Origin of the sequence: Allobosea sp. Root670 (assembly GCF_001429415.1) — a bacterium.
Taxonomy (GTDB): Bacteria; Pseudomonadota; Alphaproteobacteria; order Rhizobiales; family Beijerinckiaceae; genus Allobosea; species Allobosea robiniae.
This window is the reverse complement of sequence record NZ_LMJU01000001.1, coordinates 760,136-777,551: the sequence shown is the minus strand read 5'-3', so window position 1 is coordinate 777,551 and position 17,416 is coordinate 760,136. Positions and strand designations below refer to the sequence as shown.

At 67.5% G+C, this 17,416-nt stretch carries 15 protein-coding genes; 6 read left to right on the top strand and 9 right to left on the bottom strand.

Annotated features, from left to right (window positions below):
- Positions 1–49: 49 nt before the first annotated feature.
- Complete coding sequence (locus ASE61_RS03540; RefSeq protein WP_061964657.1) at positions 50–1,288, top strand: class I SAM-dependent RNA methyltransferase; 1,239 nt, start codon at positions 50–52, stop codon at positions 1,286–1,288.
- A 9-nt stretch (positions 1,289–1,297) separates the two neighbouring features.
- Complete coding sequence (locus tag ASE61_RS03535) at positions 1,298–2,707, top strand: FAD-binding oxidoreductase (RefSeq protein WP_061964655.1); 1,410 nt, start codon at positions 1,298–1,300, stop codon at positions 2,705–2,707.
- A 105-nt stretch (positions 2,708–2,812) separates the two neighbouring features.
- Here the strand turns inward: ASE61_RS03535 and ASE61_RS03530 are convergent, their stop codons facing one another.
- Positions 2,813–4,408: a gamma-glutamyltransferase family protein gene (locus ASE61_RS03530; RefSeq protein WP_061964653.1), complete on the bottom strand. Its 1,596-nt coding sequence runs from the start codon at positions 4,406–4,408 to the stop codon at positions 2,813–2,815.
- 53 nt (positions 4,409–4,461) lie between these two features.
- Entirely contained in the window at positions 4,462–5,229 is a 768-nt protein-coding gene (locus ASE61_RS03525) for an SOS response-associated peptidase (RefSeq protein WP_061964651.1), read from the bottom strand.
- An 87-nt stretch (positions 5,230–5,316) separates the two neighbouring features.
- Here ASE61_RS03525 and ASE61_RS03520 point away from each other — a divergent pair, with 87 nt between their 5' ends.
- The gene (locus ASE61_RS03520; RefSeq protein ID WP_061964649.1) at positions 5,317–5,817 is read left to right on the top strand and encodes a hypothetical protein; all 501 of its coding nucleotides are present in this window, start codon (positions 5,317–5,319) and stop codon (positions 5,815–5,817) included.
- Here the strand turns inward: ASE61_RS03520 and ASE61_RS03515 are convergent, their stop codons facing one another.
- Together ASE61_RS03515 and dxs are read right to left on the bottom strand one after the other, a co-directional pair.
- Entirely contained in the window at positions 5,818–6,546 is a 729-nt protein-coding gene (locus ASE61_RS03515; protein WP_061964647.1) for a TlyA family RNA methyltransferase, read from the bottom strand.
- Between the two features lie 10 nt (positions 6,547–6,556).
- Positions 6,557–8,467, bottom strand: coding sequence for a 1-deoxy-D-xylulose-5-phosphate synthase (dxs, locus tag ASE61_RS03510; protein ID WP_061964645.1), 1,911 nt, complete (start codon positions 8,465–8,467; stop codon positions 6,557–6,559).
- Between the two features lie 181 nt (positions 8,468–8,648).
- Between dxs and ASE61_RS03505 the strand changes: the two genes are divergently transcribed.
- Positions 8,649–9,878 (top strand): MFS transporter, encoded by a 1,230-nt coding sequence (locus ASE61_RS03505; RefSeq protein WP_200959586.1) that lies wholly within the window; start codon positions 8,649–8,651, stop codon positions 9,876–9,878.
- A gap of 7 nt (positions 9,879–9,885) precedes the next feature.
- Here the strand turns inward: ASE61_RS03505 and ASE61_RS03500 are convergent, their stop codons facing one another.
- From ASE61_RS03500 to ASE61_RS03485, 4 genes are all read right to left on the bottom strand, one after another.
- Positions 9,886–10,806, bottom strand: a complete 921-nt coding sequence (locus tag ASE61_RS03500) for a pirin family protein (RefSeq protein ID WP_061964643.1) — start codon at positions 10,804–10,806, stop codon at positions 9,886–9,888.
- Between the two features lie 161 nt (positions 10,807–10,967).
- Positions 10,968–11,225: an exodeoxyribonuclease VII small subunit gene (locus tag ASE61_RS03495; protein ID WP_082617056.1), complete on the bottom strand. Its 258-nt coding sequence runs from the start codon at positions 11,223–11,225 to the stop codon at positions 10,968–10,970.
- Positions 11,226–11,301: 76 nt separating this feature from the next.
- Positions 11,302–11,766 carry an Lrp/AsnC family transcriptional regulator gene (locus ASE61_RS03490; RefSeq protein WP_185745280.1) on the bottom strand — a complete coding sequence of 155 codons (465 nt, stop codon included), beginning with the start codon at positions 11,764–11,766 and terminating at the stop codon, positions 11,302–11,304.
- 148 nt (positions 11,767–11,914) lie between these two features.
- Positions 11,915–12,427 (bottom strand): tyrosine phosphatase family protein, encoded by a 513-nt coding sequence (locus tag ASE61_RS03485; protein WP_061964641.1) that lies wholly within the window; start codon positions 12,425–12,427, stop codon positions 11,915–11,917.
- 106 nt (positions 12,428–12,533) lie between these two features.
- Between ASE61_RS03485 and ASE61_RS03480 the strand changes: the two genes are divergently transcribed.
- Complete coding sequence (locus tag ASE61_RS03480) at positions 12,534–13,094, top strand: thioesterase family protein (RefSeq protein ID WP_061964639.1); 561 nt, start codon at positions 12,534–12,536, stop codon at positions 13,092–13,094.
- A gap of 4 nt (positions 13,095–13,098) precedes the next feature.
- Here the strand turns inward: ASE61_RS03480 and ASE61_RS03475 are convergent, their stop codons facing one another.
- The gene (locus ASE61_RS03475) at positions 13,099–16,671 is read right to left on the bottom strand and encodes a PAS domain-containing hybrid sensor histidine kinase/response regulator (RefSeq protein ID WP_061964637.1); all 3,573 of its coding nucleotides are present in this window, start codon (positions 16,669–16,671) and stop codon (positions 13,099–13,101) included.
- 272 nt (positions 16,672–16,943) lie between these two features.
- On the opposite strand from ASE61_RS03475, the gene mscL reads away from it, so the two are divergent.
- Entirely contained in the window at positions 16,944–17,363 is a 420-nt protein-coding gene (gene mscL / locus ASE61_RS03470; protein WP_061964634.1) for a large conductance mechanosensitive channel protein MscL, read from the top strand.
- Positions 17,364–17,416 lie beyond the last annotated feature (53 nt).

Genomic DNA, 17,416 nt, shown 5'->3' with positions numbered 1-17,416 from the left:
GTCAGTCGCCAAGCCGCAGGCCGGAGAAAATTCTTCTCCGAAGCTCGCCATGAATGAAATCCTGACCGTCGATCACCTCGGCCAGCGCGGCGATGGCATCGTGCAGGCCGCCTCCGGCAGCATCTTTATTCCCTATGCATTGCCGGGCGAGACCGTGCGTGCCGTGGTCGATGGTGAGCGCGGTCAGCTCGTCGAGATCATCGCGCCTTCCGAATCCCGCATCGCGGCGATCTGCCCGCTCTTCACCCGCTGCGGCGGCTGCGCCGCCCAGCACATGGCGCCCGGCCTCTATCGCGAATGGAAGCGCCAGCAGGTCGTCACCGCCTTGAGCCGTGCCGGCATCGAGGCGCCGGTCGGCGACCTCGTCGATGCCCATGGCGCTGGCCGTCGCCGCGTCACCTTCCATGCCCGCCGGCAGGGCGAGACCATGGTCGTCGGCTTTATGGCGGCGCGCAGCCATGACCTGATTTCGGTCGAAGCCTGTCCGGTGCTGGCCTCGGGGCTCTATCGCGCGCCTGCCGTCGCCCTGATGCTGGCGAACCGCATGGGCGGTGCCAACAAGCCGCTCGATATCCAGGTCACCACCTCGGAAGCCGGGCTCGATGTCGATATCCGTGGCCACGGCCCGCTCGGTGACAAGCTCAGGCTCGCCCTGACGCAGCTCGCCGAACGGCTCGACCTTGCCCGGCTCTCCAACCATGGCGAGATCGTCGTCGAGCGCCGCCCGCCCTTGCAGCGCATGGGCAAGGCAGTTGTGGCCCCCGCACCGGGCGGCTTCCTGCAAGCGACGGCGGCAGGCGAGGAGACGCTCGCCGGGCTCGTCATGGCGGCTCTGCCCAAGGGCAAGCGCGCGGCCGATCTCTTCGCCGGCTGTGGCCCGTTCAGCTTCCGCATCGCGGAGAAGATGCAGGTGCTCGCCATCGAAAGCGACAAGGCGGCGATGCTGGCGCTGGCCAAGGGGGCCGGCGCGACGCAAGGCTTGAAGCCGATCGCGACCGAGACGCGCGACCTGTTCCGCCGCCCGCTGCTGGAGCATGAGCTCAACGGCTTCGACGCCGTCGTGCTCGATCCGCCACGCGCCGGTGCGGAGGCGCAGGTCAAGCGATTGGCGGCCTCCAAGGTCAAGGACGTGATCTACGTCTCCTGCGATGCGGCGAGCTTCGCGCGCGACGCCGCGACCCTCGTCGCGGGCGGCTATGCGCTGGAGGCCGTGACGCCGGTCGACCAGTTCCGCTATTCCGCTCATGTCGAGCTCGTCGGCGTGTTCCGGCGGGGCAGGAAGGGCTAGGGCTTCAGGATGACCGCAATTCTCGATCGCATGGCCGGCATCGTCGGCGCGAAGAACGTCATCACCGATGCCGACGCGATGGTGCCCTATCTCAAGGAATGGCGCGATCTCTTCCGCGGCAAGGCGCAAGGCATCGTCCGCCCCGGCTCGACCGCCGAGGTCGCGGAGCTGGTGAAGCTCGCGGCCGAAACCGGCACGGTGCTGGTGCCGCAGGGCGGCAATACCGGGCTCGTCGGCGGCCAGATCCCGATCTCCGAGGGCCGGGAGATCATTCTCTCGCTGCAGCGCCTCGACAAGATCCGCGCGGTCGACACCGATGGCGATACGATGATCGTCGAGGCCGGCGTCACCCTGAAGCGCGCGCAGGACGCCGCGGAAGCGGCCGGCCGGCTCTTCCCGCTCTCGCTCGCCTCCGAAGGCTCCTGCACCATCGGCGGCAATCTCTCGACCAATGCCGGCGGCACCGCCGTGCTGGCCTATGGCAATGCCCGCGAGCTCTGCATGGGGCTGGAGGTCGTGCTGCCGGACGGGCGCATCTGGAATGGGCTGCGCCAGCTCCGCAAGGACAACACCGGCTACGACCTGAAGAACCTCTTCATCGGCGCCGAAGGCACTCTCGGCATCATCACCGCCGCGGTGCTGAAGCTCTTCCCCGCGCCGGCGGCCCGCGCCACTGCCTTCCTCGCCGTGCCCGATCCGGCGGCGGCGCTGGAACTGCTGAACGCCGCCAAGGCTGGCGCCGGTGGCACGCTCACCACCTTCGAACTGATGCCGCGCATCGGCATGGACTTCGTTCTGCGCCATGCGTCCGGCACGCGCGATCCGCTCTCCGAGCCGTCGCCCTGGTATGTGCTGATGGAGGTCTCTGCCCAGCAGGCCACGGGGCTCGACGAGCATGTCGAGACCTTCCTCGGCGAAGCGCTGGAGAAGGGCATCGTCACCGATGCGGCTTTGGCGGGTTCGCTGACCCAGCGCGCCGATTTCTGGAAGCTGCGCGAGATGCTCTCCGAGGTGCAGACCTATGAGGGCGGCTCGATCAAGCACGACATCTCCGTGCCGATCCATGCAACGCCGGAATTTTTGGCACGCGCCATCGCGACGGTGGAGGCGATGGTGCCGGGCTGTCGTCCCGTGCCCTTCGGCCATCTCGGCGACGGCAACATCCATTTCAACGTCAGCCAGCCGGTCGGCGCCGACAAGGCCGGCTTCCTCGCCCGCTGGAGCGAGATGAACGAGGCGGTCCACGCCATCGTTGCCGAACTGCACGGCTCGATCTCGGCCGAGCACGGCATCGGCCGCCTGAAGCGCGACCTGCTGCCGGGCGTGAAGGACCCTGTCGAGCTCGACCTGATGCGGACCATCAAGCAGACGCTCGATCCGAAGGGCATCCTGAACCCGGGCTCGGTCCTTCAGGCCTAAGGCACCGTCATTCTCGGGCGAAGCATGGCTTCGACCCGAGAATCTCCTGAGAAGAAGCTGGTTTCCGTCATGCTCGGGTCAGGCCCGAGCATGACGGCCTCCGCCTCAAGGCGTCGCGACATAGCCATCGCGGCGCGGATCGGCGGCGCCGGTGAACACGCCCGTCGCCGGATTGACCGCTACCGCCTGCATGCCGCCGCAGCGCATCGTCCAGCCGACATCAAAGGCGCGTGCCTCGTGCCCGCGCCTGACCAGCTCGGCGATCGTCTCCGGCGTGATCCGGTTCTCGATCTCGACGAGACGCCCGTCCCAGAGCCGGGCGCGCGGCGCCTCGATCGCCTCCTGCAGCGGCAGGCCGTAGACGAGATGCTGGACCATGGCCTGCGCCTGCGTCTGCATGATGCCGTAGCTGCCGGGCGTGCCGAGCGCGAGCACCGGCTTGCCGTCACGGGTCGAGAGCGAGGGCGACATGCACATCGGCAGTTCGTCGCCGGGCTTCGAGCGGTTCGGGCTGCCGGGCTGGACATCGGCCCAGTACAGGAAGTTGTTGAAGCAGAGCCCCGTGCCGGGCACGACGACGCCGCTGCCGAACGGGCTGCCGAGGCTCTGCGTGATGCAGATCAGATTGCCCTCGCTGTCGGCGACCGAGAGCGAGGTCGTGTGCGCCAGATCTTCCTTATCCTGCGGCACCCATTGTTCGGTTGGCCCGGTCACCGGCTTGCCGTCGGTCAGGCGCTGGCGCAAGCGCGCGACCGAGGCCTCCGACATGATCTCGGCGAGCTTTTCCGGCGAGGGATTGTTATGCGCGATGCGCTCGCCGGCCGCGAGGCGGATCGCGCGATAGACGAGGTCGAGATGATCCGCCCCGTCCCGCGGCTTGGACGCGAGATCGACCCCGTCGAGCAGCTTGAGCGTCAGCAGGAACTGGAAGCCTTCGCAGGGCGGCGGCGGCACATGCACCGACAGCCCCTTGAAGCTCACGGCCATCGGCTCGCGCCAGACCATCTTCACTGCTGCGAGATCAGCCATGGTCAGCGAGCCGCCGAGCGACTGGAGATGGGCGATGACCTTCTCGCCGAGCGCGCCATGGTAGAAATGCTCCGGCCCCTTCTCGGCGATCTCGCTCAATGTCTTCGCGAGATCGGATTGGACGAGCACGGAGCCGAGATGCATCGCGCCGTTGGGCTGGTAGTTCTTCGACCAGGCCGGATAGAGCGCGGGAATCTTTTCCAGCAGCGGGTCGTTCTCCTCGAACTCCGCCGCGCCGAACTCGGCCAGCGCGAAGCCGTCCCGCGCCAGCGCGATCGCGGGCGCGAAGACCTCGGCCAGCGATTTGCGGCCATAGGTCTTCACCAGCTCGCACCAGCCGGCGAGATTGCCGGGCGAGGCGATGGCGAGCGCGCCGCGCTCCAGATCGGTGCGCTTGCTGAAGCGGTCGGCCGGGAAGCTCGCCGGAATCGGCGGCACGAAATCGAGCACGCGCACCCGCTTCTCGGCCGCGACCCACATCGTCGAGAGGCCCATGCCCGCAAGCCCCGACATGAAGGGCTCGACTACGTTCAGAGCAGCGGCGGTGGCGGCAGCGGCGTCGAAGGCGTTGCCGCCCTGCGCGAGCAATTTTGCGCCGGCCTGTGCCGCCAAGGGATGGGCCGCGGCAACCATGCCGTGGCGAGAGGTCATCGTGGGGCGGCGGCCGTGCATCTTCAATCTCCTCCTCGTCGTCTTCTGGCGACGATCAGAGCACGAATCCGGCGCTAGAACAGGCTGCCTTGCCCGTCATCTGCGGGAGGCCGGGTCGCTTTGCGCGCATGGCGCTTCGGTTCCTCAGGCGCCTCCTCTTGCGGAAGGTCAGCCAGCGGCAACTGGATCTCGGCGGTGTCATTCGCAACCTTGTTGACGGCATTGCCTATGGCGATGGCCTCCAGCAGGTCGTCGGGCGGCGGCTTCAGCAGGCGCCCGGTCTGCTCCTGTGTCGCCTGCGGATCGAGCCAGGCGTCGTGATCGCGGGGATCGAGGATGATCGGGCTGCGATGATGGATCGGAGCCATCGTGCCGTTCGCCGGCCCCGTCATCATCGCGACCGTGTCGATCTCGGACCCATCCGGTGAATGCCAGGTCTCCCACAGCCCGGCGAAGGCGAAGAGGCTGCGATCCGGCTTGCGGAACAGGAAGGCTTCGCTGCGGGCCTGCTTGCCGGTGCCGCTGCGCCGCCATTCGTAGAAGGCATCGGCCGGCAGCAGGCAGCGCCGCCGCGTCAGAGCGTTGCGGAAGGATGGCTTCTCGGCGGCGCTCTCCATCCGGATATTGATGACGAGCGGGAAATCCTTGGGATCCTTGACCCAGCCGGGGATGAAGCCCCAGCGCATCAGCAGGAATTGCCGTGCTCTGTCATGCAGCCTGACGATCGGCACGGGCTGCGTCGGCGCGATGTTGTAGCGCGGCGGGAAGTTCGGCTGCTCGCGATAGCCGAAGGTCTCGCGCATCGCCTCGGGGGGCAGGGTGATCGCATAGCGTCCGCACATGCCCGCTGTTTACGTCGAGACGAGCGTTCGGAATCAACACTTTATTTGCGGTTGGGCCAACATAGTCGCCCCGGTTTGGGGTAGCGGATGAGCGTCATCGCGACGGACATGCTGGCTGGAACGGCGGCCTATCGGCTTGACGCCGGCCCTTCTCCACGCCTGTCGACCGACTTTCTCAACCGCTACAGCGAAGCCCTGATGCTGATCGAGATGGTCGCGATGGACGAAAGCGTCCTCGCCGATCTCCAGGCCTGGCAGGCTGTCGGCTATCGCGAGCATTTCGCTGCATCGGCCCTGCGCTGTGCTGCTTCTGCGCTCGCCGCCTATGACGAGCTGAATCCGAACAGGGCCCGTGCCTTCGACGAAGCTTGCCGTGCGATGACGCGCCTGATTCGTACGGTCACCGCGCTGCTCACGGAAACGCCGCCTCCGCCGGAATTGCCGGCGATCATCGAGGTCGCTGGTGAAGCGCTGCGCCGACAGATCGCCCGCGCGACCCAATTCATCAACGCGAATGGCGCGATCGATATCGGGCTGTTCGAGGATACGGCCCTGCAAGCCGAGATCGACGCGCTGTTGGCGCGCTGATCAGGCTGGCCGACGCGCCCCGACCAAAAACTCGCGATTGCCGTCGCCGCCCTCGATCGGTGAGGGGATCGGCCCATCCACTGCAAAGCCAAGTGTCTTCAGCACCGCGACGATCTCCTCGCAGACCTGAAGCTGGATCGCCTCGTCGCGCACGATGCCCTTCTTGAGCGCGGCGCGGCCGGCCTCGAATTGCGGTTTGATCAGCGCGGCGATGCGGGCTTCAGGCGCAAGCAAGGCAGCGACCGCCGGCAGCACCAGCCTGAGCGAGATGAAGCTGACATCGATCGCGGCGAGGCTCGGCTGCTCCGGCAGTGCCGCGGCGTCCAGTGTGCGGATATCCTGCCCCTCGAAGCTGGTGACGCGCGGATCGGTGCGCAGCGAGGCGTGCAATTGCTCGCGCCCGACATCGACGGCGACGACATGGCGCGCGCCGCGTTGAAGCAGCAGGTCCGTGAAGCCGCCGGTCGAGGAGCCGACATCGAGGCAGGCGAGCCCCCGCGGATCGAAGCCGAAGGCATCGAGCGCGCCGGCGAGCTTCAGCCCGCCGCGCGAGACGTAAGGGTGCGGCGCCTGCGCGGTCAGCTCCGCATCGTCGGCCACCATCTCCGAGGCTTTGCGTACGGCTGCGCCATTGACGGTGACCAATCCTGCCGCGATCGCGGCCTGCGCACGCGCCCGGCTCTCGAAGAAGCCGCGCTCGACGAGCAACTGGTCGGCCCGGCTCTTCATGGCAGGGTCGTTAGGCCAGTTTCACGGCGCTGGGCCGGCCCAGCGCGGTTTCGACGGCCTTGACGATGCCGGCGGCATCGAGCCCGGCAGCGGCATACATCGCATCCGGCTTGTCATGGTCCTGGAAGACGTCCGGCAGGGTCAGGCTCCTCACCTTCAAGCCGGCATCGAGCGCGCCATTTTGCGCCAGCAGGTGCAGGACATGGCTGCCGAAGCCGCCGACCGAGCCTTCCTCGACCGTGCCCAGAACCTCGTGCTCGCGGGCGAGCTTCAGGATCAGCGCCTCGTCGAGCGGCTTGGCGAAGCGCGCATCGGCGACCGTCGTCGACAGGCCGCGCTGCGCCAGCAATTCCGCTGCCTTGAGACTTTCACCGAGGCGCGTCCCAAGCGAGAGCAAGGCGATTCGCGTACCCTCGCGGACGATGCGGCCCTTGCCGATCGGGAGGGGCACGCCGACATCTGGGATCTCGACGCCGACGCCTTCGCCGCGCGGGTAGCGCAGCGCGATCGGCCCGTCGTCATAAGCCGTGGCGGTCGCGACCATATGGGTCAGCTCGGCCTCGTCCGCCGCCGCCATCACCACCATGTCCGGCAGGCAGGCGAGATAGGCGATGTCGAAGGAGCCGGCATGGGTCGCGCCATCCGCGCCGACGAGCCCGGCCCGGTCCAGCGCGAAGCGCACCGGCAGCTTCTGGATCGCCACGTCATGGACGATCTGGTCATAGGCGCGCTGCATGAAGGTCGAGTAGATCGCGACGAAGGGCTTGTAGCCTTCCGTGGCGAGGCCGGCCGCGAAGGTCACTGCGTGCTGCTCGGCGATGCCGACATCGAAGGTGCGGCCCGGGAACTCCTTGCCGAAGGCGTCGAGTCCGGTGCCGGACGGCATCGCGGCCGTGACGGCGACGACCTTGTCGTCTTCCCGCGCCTGCTTGATCAGCGCGCTGGCGAAGACATTGGTGTAGCTCGGCGCGTTCGCCGGCGCCTTGGCCTGCAGGCCGGTGACGGGGTCGAACTTGACCACGCCATGGTACTTGTCGGCGCTGGCCTCGGCGGGGGCATAGCCCTTGCCCTTCTGCGTCACGACATGGACGAGGATCGGCCCGCTCTCGGCGTCGCGGACATTGCGCAGGACCGGCAGCAGATGGTCGAGATTATGCCCGTCGATCGGCCCGACATAGTAGAAGCCGAGCTCCTCGAACATCGTTCCGCCGGTCCAGAAGCCGCGGGCATATTCCTCGGTGCGCTTGGCCTTGTCGTGGAAGAAGCGCGGCAGCTTCTCGGCGAGTTGCTTGGCGACCTCGCGGATCGAGCGATAGGTCCGCCCCGAGACGAGCCGCGCCAGATAGGCCGACATCGCGCCGACCGGCGGGGCGATCGACATGTCGTTGTCGTTGAGGATGACGATCAGCCGCGAGCCGAGCGCACCGGCATTGTTCATCGCCTCATAGGCCATGCCGGCCGACATCGCGCCGTCGCCGATCACGGCGATGACATTGTTCTTGCCACCCGCAAGATCGCGCCCGACGGCCATGCCGAGCCCGGCCGAGATCGAGGTCGAGGAATGGGCGGCGCCGAAGGGATCGTAGGCACTCTCCGAGCGCTTGGTGAAGCCGGAGAGCCCGCCCGGCTGGCGCAGCGTGCGGATGCGCTCGCGCCGCCCGGTCAGGATCTTGTGCGGATAGGCCTGATGGCCGACATCCCAGATCAGCCGGTCGCGCGGCGTATCGAAGACATGATGCAGCGCGACGGTCAGCTCGACCACGCCGAGCCCGGCGCCGAGATGGCCGCCGGTGACCGAGACGGCGTCGATCGTCTCGAGCCTGAGCTCGTCGGCGAGCGCGTGCAGCTTCGCGTCGTCGAGGGCGCGCAGATCGGCGGGCTCGTGGATCGTGTCGAGGAGCGGCGTGGCGGGACGGGGCACGAGGCTGTCTGATCCTTCACTGGGGCGCTCCCGAAATAGAGCCTGCGCGGCGCGCTGGCAAACCGTGCTTGCGTTTCCGCGTCGACCGACGGCGGTCGTCCCGTCTTGCCACGAAACGGGTGGTTCCGGTGCCGGCAAGGCGTTTCAGTACGCTGACGACTGTTTCCAAGGACGCCAGGTCATGCAATCGACCGATATGACGCCCCTGCCGACGGCATTTCGCCGCATCGGCTGGTCCAATCTCTTTGCCCAGTTCTCGGAGCAGATCGCGCTCGCCGCAGCGCCTCTGGCCGCGGTTCTGCTGCTTGCGGCCGGGCCGGCAGAGACAGGCTGGCTGCAGACGGCGCAGACCTTGCCCTTCCTCCTGCTGTCGATTCCCGCCGGCCTGATGGTCGACCGCGCCTCGCGCCGCCGCCTCATGGTCGGCACCGAGGCGCTGCGCGCGGTCTCCCTGCTGGCGATCCCGCTGCTGCTCGCCGCCGGCAGTCTCAACCTGACCTGGCTCGCCCTGCTCGGCGCGCTCGGCGCCATCGGCACGGTCTGCTACAGCGTCGCGGCGCCGGCTTTCGTTCCCTCCGTGGTGCCGCGCGAGCGGCTTGCCGACGCCAATCGCTGGCTGGAACTGGCGCGTAGCGCCGCCTATGCCGGCGGGCCTGCGCTCGGCGGGGCGCTCGTCGGCTGGATCGGCGTCTCCACCGCTTATGGGCTGGCGGCCGGGCTCTCGATCCTAGCCGTGCTCATGCTTTCCGGCCTGCCGAAGGACGAGGCGCCGTCCGGTCCACGCCGCGACCTGCTGCATGATCTGAAGGAGGGCGCCCGCTTTGTCGCCGGCCATGATCTGCTCCGGCCGATCCTGATGACGGCCGTGTTCTTCAATGTCTCCTGGTTCATCTTCCAGGCGGTCTATGTCGCCTATGCCGTCCAGAATCTGGGCTTGAGCGCCACGCAGGTCGGTATCACGCTCGGAATCTACGGCGCGGGCATGATCGTCGGCGCTGTCCTCGCGCCGGCCATCGCGAAGCAGGTCACCTTCGGGACGCTGATCCTGCTCGGGCCCTTCGCCGGGCTTTGCGCAGCCGGCGTGATGTTCGCGACGCTCTGGATGCCCTCGGTCTATCTGGTCGCGGCGAGCTTCTTCCTGTTCGGCGTCGGGCCGATCATCTGGACGATCTCGACGATGACATTGCGCCAGGCCGTGACGCCGAACGCCATGCTCGGCCGCGTCTCCGCCCTGATCATGACCGCGACCTTCGGCGCACGGCCGATCGGGGCCGCGATCGGCGCCTCCGTCGCGGCACATCTCGGCATCGCCGCCTGCCTGGGCCTCGCGGCCACAGGCTTCCTGGTCCAGTTGCTGGTGATCGGCTTCTCGCGGGTCCCGAAACTGCGGGACATCTCCGAGGCCGTCTGAGGCGGCCTCAGCCCTCGGGCAGGGGGATGAACTCGCTCTCGTCGCCGGGCACGGTGTCGAAGCGGCCGGTCTTCCACTCCTGCTTGGCCTGCTCGATTCGCTCCTTCGAGGACGAGACGAAGTTCCACCAGATGTTGCGCGGGCCGTCCATCGGCTCGCCGCCGACGATCATCACGCGGGCCTGGTCGATAGCGAGGATCGAGATGCGGTCGCCGGGCTTGAAGACGAGGAGCTGGCCGGCGCCGAACTCGTCGCCGGCGATGTCGACCTTGCCGGAGACGATGTAGATCGCGCGCTCGTCATAGTCGGGGTCGAGCGGCAGGATCGCGCCGGGCGAAAGCACCGCCTCGGCATAGAGCGCGTCCCAGGGGAATTGGACCGGCGAGGTCTGGCCATAGGCCGAGCCCATGATCAGGCTGATGCGCTTGCCGCCCTCGACGATGCGCGGCAGATCGCCGGCGCCGTGGTGTTTGAATTCGGGCGCGACCTCCTCATGCGTCTTCGGCAGGGCGAGCCACGCCTGGATGCCGTAGAGCTTCGGGCCGGTGGCGCGGGCTTCCATCCCGGTGCGCTCGGAATGGACGATGCCGCGGCCGGCCGTCATCAGGTTGACCGCGCCCGGCTTGATCGCGAGCGCCGTGCCGAGCGAGTCGCGATGCATGATCTCGCCGTCGAAGAGATAGGTCACGGTCGAGAGCCCGATATGCGGATGCGGGCGCACGTCCAGCCCCTCGCCGAGATGGAATTCGGCCGGGCCCATCTGGTCGAAGAAGATGAAGGGGCCGACCATGCGCTGGCCGATTGCCGGCAGCGCCCGGCGGACCTGGAAGCCGCCGAGGTCGTGGGAGCGGGGCACGATCACCTTCTCGATCGCCTCGCAGGAGCGGGCATCGCCCAGGATCGGATCGTCGGCGGGGAGTTGCGACATGATGGCCTCCTTGGTTGAGGCAGAATCTGGCCCCCTGGAAGCGCGCAGGCAAGCGCCGGCTCGCAACCGGTCGCTGGCAGAAATGCAATGCCGCGACACCAGGGGCGCCGCGGCATTGCGTATTGATCTTGCGAGGCGCTAAAGGCGCCGCCGGGGTCGGTTCAGTTCTCGACGTCGAGCGGGGCAGCGCCCGTCGGCTTGCCGTCGGCGCCGAGCGTGATGCGCTCGATGCGGGCTTCCGCCTGCTTCAGCAGTGCATCGCAACGCGCCTTCAAGGCCTCGCCGCGTGTGTAGATCGCGATCGATTCCTCAAGCGGGACGTCGCCGCGCTCCAGCCGCGCAACGATGCCTTCGAGCTCCTTCATCGCTGCCTCGAAGGGCAGGGTGGCGACATCAGTGTTGGTCTTCTCTTCGCTCACAGGCCTGATTCCTCTTTGCGCTGAGCTTATCGGCTGGAGCGAGCCCGGCCGCAACCCGCTTCGCGGCGCTGCTGACTCAGACCGGCAGGGCGGAGGTCTTCTTGATCGTGCGCAGCGTCAGCGTCGACTGCACGCGGGTCACGCCTGGCAACTGGGTGAGAATGTCGGTGTGGATGCGCTCGAAATCGGCGCTGTCGCGGTAGATCACCCGCATTAGATAATCATGCGCGCCGGCGAGCAGGTGACATTCGAGGATCTCGGGCAGGCTCTGCACCGCCTGCTCGAAGCTTTCCAGCGAGGCGCGGCCCTGCTGGTCGAGTGTGACGAAGACGAAGGCCGTGCCGGGGAAGCCTGCGATCTTGTCGTCGAGCATCATCGCATAGCCGCGGATCAGGCCGCTGTCCTCAAGCTGGCGCACGCGCCTGAGGCAGGCCGAGGGCGAGAGATGCACCCTCTCGGCAAGGTCCGAATTGGTGATGCGCCCGTCCTGCTGGAGAATCCGCAGGATGGAGCGGTCGCGCGAATCGAGCTCGATCGTCATGGTCACGGTGAAGGCCTCCCGCGCGATGCATCGTCGCAAAATTCGTCCGATGCAAGCAATCTTCTGCAGCGATCTGGCGCGAGCGCCGTCGTTTTCACAGCGCAGGCGGCGAAAGCCTGCAGGAAGCTGCGCGGCCTGAAATGGGATTTCAGGCGAGCGGCATGGCGAAAGGCGTGCCTTCGAAGGCGTCGGCGCCGCGTCCGATTCGCTCGATCGCGCGGATCATCCGGCCGCGCCGCCCCAGCGTCGTATCGGCCAGGGCGACGAGCCGGGCATTCGGCGTGGCGGAGGGCGCGACGCTGCGCAGCACGTCCGCTACCTCGTCTTCGTCACGCTCGGGTCCAAGCGCGCAGGCTGCGATATAGGCCGCCGCCGTCGAGCGGCTGATCCCGGCCCAGCAATGGACGACCATCGGCGCGGCGCGGTCCCAATCGCGAAAGAACGCGAGGAGCCGCGTCATATGCTCTTGACCGGCGAGGACATGACCGTCGAGCGTCTGGCTGATGTCGGACATCCCCAGGAAGAGATGCCGCTCGGGCGCGATCCCGGCCGGACGGGGAACTGTCGTGCCGACATTGATCAGCGTCACGAGATGTTGGGCGCGGACGGCGGCAACGGTCTCATCCAGCCGTGACAGCGGGGAAACGTGAAGGGTGGGCAAGGGCCGGCTCCGTGACGGTGGGCAGACGATAGCATGATCGACAGTGCCGGCGTCTCCATGACATGGAGGCGCTGCCCCGATCGATCCCGCGCAAAAAAAGCTCCCCATGAATCTCTGGTTCCGCCTGATCTGGCTTCTGCTGACGACGCGCTTCCGCAAGCGGCTCGACCTGCCGGCCGACGCGTCCGTCCTGCCCTTCCGGGTCTGGTTCCACGATCTCGACACCAGCCTGCACATGAACAATGGCCGCTACTGGTCGCTGATGGATCTCGGCCGGCTCGACCTGATGCTGCGCAGCGGCCTGTGGCGGGCGGTACTGCGGCATCGCTGGCTGCCGGTGGTCAATGCGGGCACGATCCGCTTTCGCCGCGAGATGCGGCTGTTCCGGCCGTTCCGGGTCGAGACGAAAATCCTGTGCTGGAGCGAGAGCTGGCTGGTGATGCAGCACCGCATGCTGATGGCGGGCCGCGATGGCACCGAGATCGTCGCGGCGGTCGCGCTCGTCCGGGCGGCGCTCTACGACAAGAAGGCGCGGGCCTATGTCCCGGTGGCGCGTTTGCTCGGCGAGATCGGCGTCACTGCCGAGAGCCCGGAGCCGAGCCCGGAAATCGCGGCTTTCCTCGCCTCCGAGGACGCCATGCGCAGCGCCGCTTCCGCCGCAGGCTAATCGGTTATTCCGCCGCCAGCCGCGTCGCCCGCCATTGTGCGAGCAGCGCGCGAAGGGCAGCGGGCTTCAGCGGCTTGTTGAGCAGGTGCACGTCGAGCGCGTTCGCTGCCTCGCGCACATGTTGCGTCCGGTCGGCGGTGAGCAGGATCGCCGGCATCGGCGTGCGGGCGCGGGCCCGGAGCGCGCTGATCGCGGTCAGGCCATTGCCGTGGTCGAGATGGTAGTCGGCGATCAGGACATCGGCCTCGCCCTTGCTGCCGACATGCGGCAGTGCCTCTTCGAGGCTGGCGGCGATCGTGACCCGGCAGCCCCAGCCTTCGAGCAGGCGCTTCATGCCGTCGAGGATGGCGGGCTCGTTGTCGATGACGAGAAGTCGCATGCCGGCGAGCTGCCCGGCAGGCGCGCTGCGCGCCGCTGTCGCCGTCGTCATCGCCGGCAGCGGCGCGGCGCGCGGGACCGAGACCGAGAAGCGCGTGCCGCGGCCCGGCGCCGAATCGAGCGTGAGTCCGTGGTCGAGCGCCCGCGCGATGCGCTGCACGATCGAGAGGCCCAGACCGAGGCCGCGCGCCACCTTGGCGCCTTGGTCGAGCCGCTGGAACTCGCGGAACACGGTCTTCTGCTTGCTCTGGGGAATGCCGAGCCCAGTATCGATCACCTCGACCGCGACCTGGTTGCCCCGGCGCCGACAGCCGATCAGCACCTTGCCGCCCGGCGTATACTTGATCGCGTTGGAGATCAGGTTCTGCAGCAGACGCCGCAGCAGGCGCCGGTCCGAGCGCAACGTCAGGCTGGTCGGCATGAACACCAGCTTCAGGCCCTTTTCCTGGGCGCTCGGCTCGAATTCGCGCTGGAGCTGACGCATCAACTCGTCGAGCCGGAAGGAGGACAGCTCCGGCTTGAGCGCGCCACCATCGAGCCGCGATATCTCCAGAAGCGCGGTCAGGATCTCCTCGACGGCGTCGAGCGAGGCGTCGATGTTCTCGGCGAGTTCGGGCTGGCCACTGCCTCGGTCGCGCTCGACCAGCGAGGTCGCATAGAGGCGGGCGGCATTGAGCGGCTGCAGGATGTCGTGGCTGGCGGCGGCGAGGAAGCGCGTCTTCGAGGCGTTGGCGGATTCTGCCTCGGCCTTGGCGCGCTGGAGCTCGGCATTGACGTGCAGCAGTTCCTCGGTGCGTTCGGCGACGCGGCGTTCGAGGCCCTCGTTGGCGCGTTCGAGCTCTTCCTCGCCCGCGACCGTGTCGGTGATGTCGGTATAGGTCGTGACGAAACCGCCGTCCGGCAGGGCGTTGGTGCGGACCTCGATGACCTTCTTCGACGGGTAGAGCTTCAGGCGCACCGGTTCGCGGTCGTTGATGAAACTTTCCAGCCGCGCCGCCATCAGCTCGTCGCGTGCGCCGGTGCCATAGGCGCCGCGCGCCGCGTTGTAGCGCACGATCTCGTCGAGGCCGGTGCCGAAACGCACCAGCGAGGCCGGCAGGTCGTAGAGCTGGATGAAGGCCTGGTTCCAGGCGAGCAGCCGGAGGTCCCGGTCGAGCACGGTGATCCCCTGGCCGGCATGGTCGAGCCCGTGCTGGAGGATGTCGCGGTTGTACTGGAGCGCGGCCGAGGCGTCGTCGAGCAGCTTGAAGGCGGCCTCGGTCGAGAGGTTCCGCCGCTTCAGCAGGAGCGACAGCACGAGGCGCGAGGAGGCCGCGCCGATCGCCGAGGAGAGCAGGTGTTCGCCGAAGCGCAACAGGTGGATATCGGCCTGGCGGCCGCTTTCGGAAGCCTCGCCGCGGCCGCTGTTGAAGCTCTCGAAGGCGCGCTGCGTGCGCTCCGCTCCGAGATAGCGCGCGATCGTCGATTGCAGCTCGCCCTCGGTGATCGTGGTGCGCCACAGCGAGAAGGACTGCGCCATCGTCGCCGGCTGGGACTCGACGAAGGCATTCGCCTGCAAGCGCTCCATCGCATTGGCCGGACGCAGCAGCGAGAAACCGATATAGGCGAGGATGTTGAGCCCGAGGCTCCAGAACACGCCATGCGGCAGCGACGGCCATTCCACTCCGAACAGGGCTTCGGGCCTCAAGATGCCGGCTCCGAACGGGCCTGATGCGACGACGCTGCTCCACCAGCCGCCGGGCAGCGCCAGGCTCGGCATCAGCAGCGTATAGGCCCAGACCAGCGTGCCGATCGTCAACCCGGCAACGGCGCCGAGCGCCGTGCCGCGCCGCCAGAACAGGCCCCCGAAGAAGGCGGGCGCGATCTGCGCCGTTGCCGCGAAGGACAATAGGCCGATCGAGACCAGGGCCGCCTCGCCGGAGGCGCGATAATAGACATAGCCGAGCAGGATCACGAGGAAGATGCTCAGCCGCCGGATGATCACCACCTGGGAGCCGAGATCGCCGCCGAGATTGCTGTCGCCCGCGCTGCGCCCGCCGAACAGCCTGACCGCGCGACCGGGGTCGCTGAGGCCGCGCCGGCCACGTAGCAGCAGCGGCATCACGAGATGGTTCGAGATCATGATCGCCAGCGCGACCGAGGCGACGATCACCATCGCCGTCGCGGCCGAGAGTCCGCCGACGAAGACGAAGAGGGCGATCACCCCGGCCTCGCGCTGCAGGGGCAGCAGCAGCACGGTCATGTCGCGGTCGACGCCGCTGCCGGGGATCAGGATCTCGCCGGCCGCCGCCAGGGGCAGCACGAACAGGTTGATCAGCACGAGATAGAGCGGGAACATCCAGGCCGCGCGGCGCACGTCGCGGACATCGCGGTTCTCGACGATCGTCATGTGGAACTGCCGCGCCAGCAGCAGTGACGCGCAGCTCGACAGTAACGTCAGCGTCAGGAAATTCGGCCAGCTCGATGTGCGTTCCCAGATCGGCAGGGCGCCGTCGGCGGGTTTCGCCGCCTGGGCGAGCAGGTCGCCGGGGCCGCCGAACAGCCCGTAGACGATGAAGAAGCCGAGCACGAGGAAGGCGACCAGCTTGATCAGGGATTCGACCGCGATCGCCAGCACGAGCCCGTCCTGGTGCTCGGTCGCGTCGATATGGCGGGTACCGAAGGCGCAGGCGAAGCCGGCGAGCACGATCGCGACCAGGAAGGGCAGGTCGCTCAGCACCGGCACGTCCGGCGTCGGCGCATGGCCGCCGGTCGCCGCCAGGAAGACCGAGAGCGAATTGGCGACCGCCTTCAGCTGCAGCGAGATATAGGGCAGAGCCCCGATCACCGCGACGATGCAGACCAGCGCTGCCACGCGCTCGCTCTTGCCATAGCGGGCGCCGACGAAATCGGCGATCGAGGTGATGTTCTGCGACTTGGCGATGCCGACGATGCGGCCGACGAAGCGGTTGCCCAGCCCGATAACGAGGATCGGCCCGACATAGATGCCGAGGAAGTCGAAGCCGGCGCGATTGGCGAAGCCGACCGAGCCGTAGAAGGTCCAGGAGGTGCAGTAGACGCCAAGCGCCAGCGCATAGATCGTCGTCCGCGCCCGCCCGGTCATCAGCTTGCGCCCGGAGGTATCGGCGACATGGGCGACGGCGAAGAGCCCGCACAGATAGGCGAGCGCGACCAGCACCACGGACCAGGCGGGGATCATGCCGCCCTCATGGGGGTTGGGTGCGAACGGGGCCGGGATGCAGGCGCCATAGTGCTCGGTTTCCGGATTTTGCGCAGAGTATCGGACGGCCTGTCGGCTCGCCATAGGCCATTGGCGCAAGCCTTCAAACGCGTTTCATCCCCAACTCTTTGCGTTTCAGGTGCCGTTGGGCCGGCTTTGGTGTGTTTTCGGGCTTTCCCTGCTCTGTACGGCTGGTTTAGCGTCCGGCCCAGGCTGTTGGGGTAGCCTTGCCGATTCTCAAGGGGTGCAGCATGTTGGAAGAATTCAAGAAATTCGCCCTGAAGGGCAATGTCGTCGATCTCGCCATCGGTGTCATCATCGGTGCGGCGTTCGGCAGGATCGTCGACTCTCTCGTCACCGATATCATCATGCCGTTCATCGGCGCGCTCGGCGGCGTCGATTTTTCAAACTATTTCTTCGGCCTCAATAGCGGCGTCACCTCGCCGATCCTCTCGGAAGCCCGGAAACAGGGCGCCGTGCTGGCCTATGGCAACTTCGTTACGGTCGCGATCAACTTCCTGATCATCGCCTTCGTTCTCTTCCTCGTGGTCAAGGGCATCAACAAGCTGCAGAAGAAGCCGGCGCCGGTGGACGAAGCCCCCGCGCCCAAGGCGGAAGATGTTGTCCTCCTCGGCGAGATCCGCGATCTCCTCAAGCAGAAGCAGGCCTGATCCCGCTATCCGTGCGGCCGTGATTCATCACGGCCGCCGATCGACCCGATCTC

Bases quoted from the DNA above. Each gene is read 5' to 3' on its own strand.
- ASE61_RS03540 (WP_061964657.1), top strand. From the start codon at position 50: ATGAATGAAATCCTGACCGTCGATCACCTCGGCCAGCGCGGCGATGGC.
- ASE61_RS03535 (WP_061964655.1), top strand. From the start codon at position 1,298: ATGACCGCAATTCTCGATCGCATGGCCGGCATCGTCGGCGCGAAGAAC.
- ASE61_RS03530 (WP_061964653.1), bottom strand. From the start codon at position 4,408: ATGCACGGCCGCCGCCCCACGATGACCTCTCGCCACGGCATGGTTGCC.
- ASE61_RS03525 (WP_061964651.1), bottom strand. From the start codon at position 5,229: ATGTGCGGACGCTATGCGATCACCCTGCCCCCCGAGGCGATGCGCGAG.
- ASE61_RS03520 (WP_061964649.1), top strand. From the start codon at position 5,317: ATGAGCGTCATCGCGACGGACATGCTGGCTGGAACGGCGGCCTATCGG.
- ASE61_RS03515 (WP_061964647.1), bottom strand. From the start codon at position 6,546: ATGAAGAGCCGGGCCGACCAGTTGCTCGTCGAGCGCGGCTTCTTCGAG.
- ASE61_RS03505 (WP_200959586.1), top strand. From the start codon at position 8,649: ATGCAATCGACCGATATGACGCCCCTGCCGACGGCATTTCGCCGCATC.
- ASE61_RS03500 (WP_061964643.1), bottom strand. From the start codon at position 10,806: ATGTCGCAACTCCCCGCCGACGATCCGATCCTGGGCGATGCCCGCTCC.
- ASE61_RS03490 (WP_185745280.1), bottom strand. From the start codon at position 11,766: ATGACGATCGAGCTCGATTCGCGCGACCGCTCCATCCTGCGGATTCTC.
- ASE61_RS03480 (WP_061964639.1), top strand. From the start codon at position 12,534: ATGAATCTCTGGTTCCGCCTGATCTGGCTTCTGCTGACGACGCGCTTC.
- ASE61_RS03475 (WP_061964637.1), bottom strand. From the start codon at position 16,671: ATGATCCCCGCCTGGTCCGTGGTGCTGGTCGCGCTCGCCTATCTGTGC.
- mscL (WP_061964634.1), top strand. From the start codon at position 16,944: ATGTTGGAAGAATTCAAGAAATTCGCCCTGAAGGGCAATGTCGTCGAT.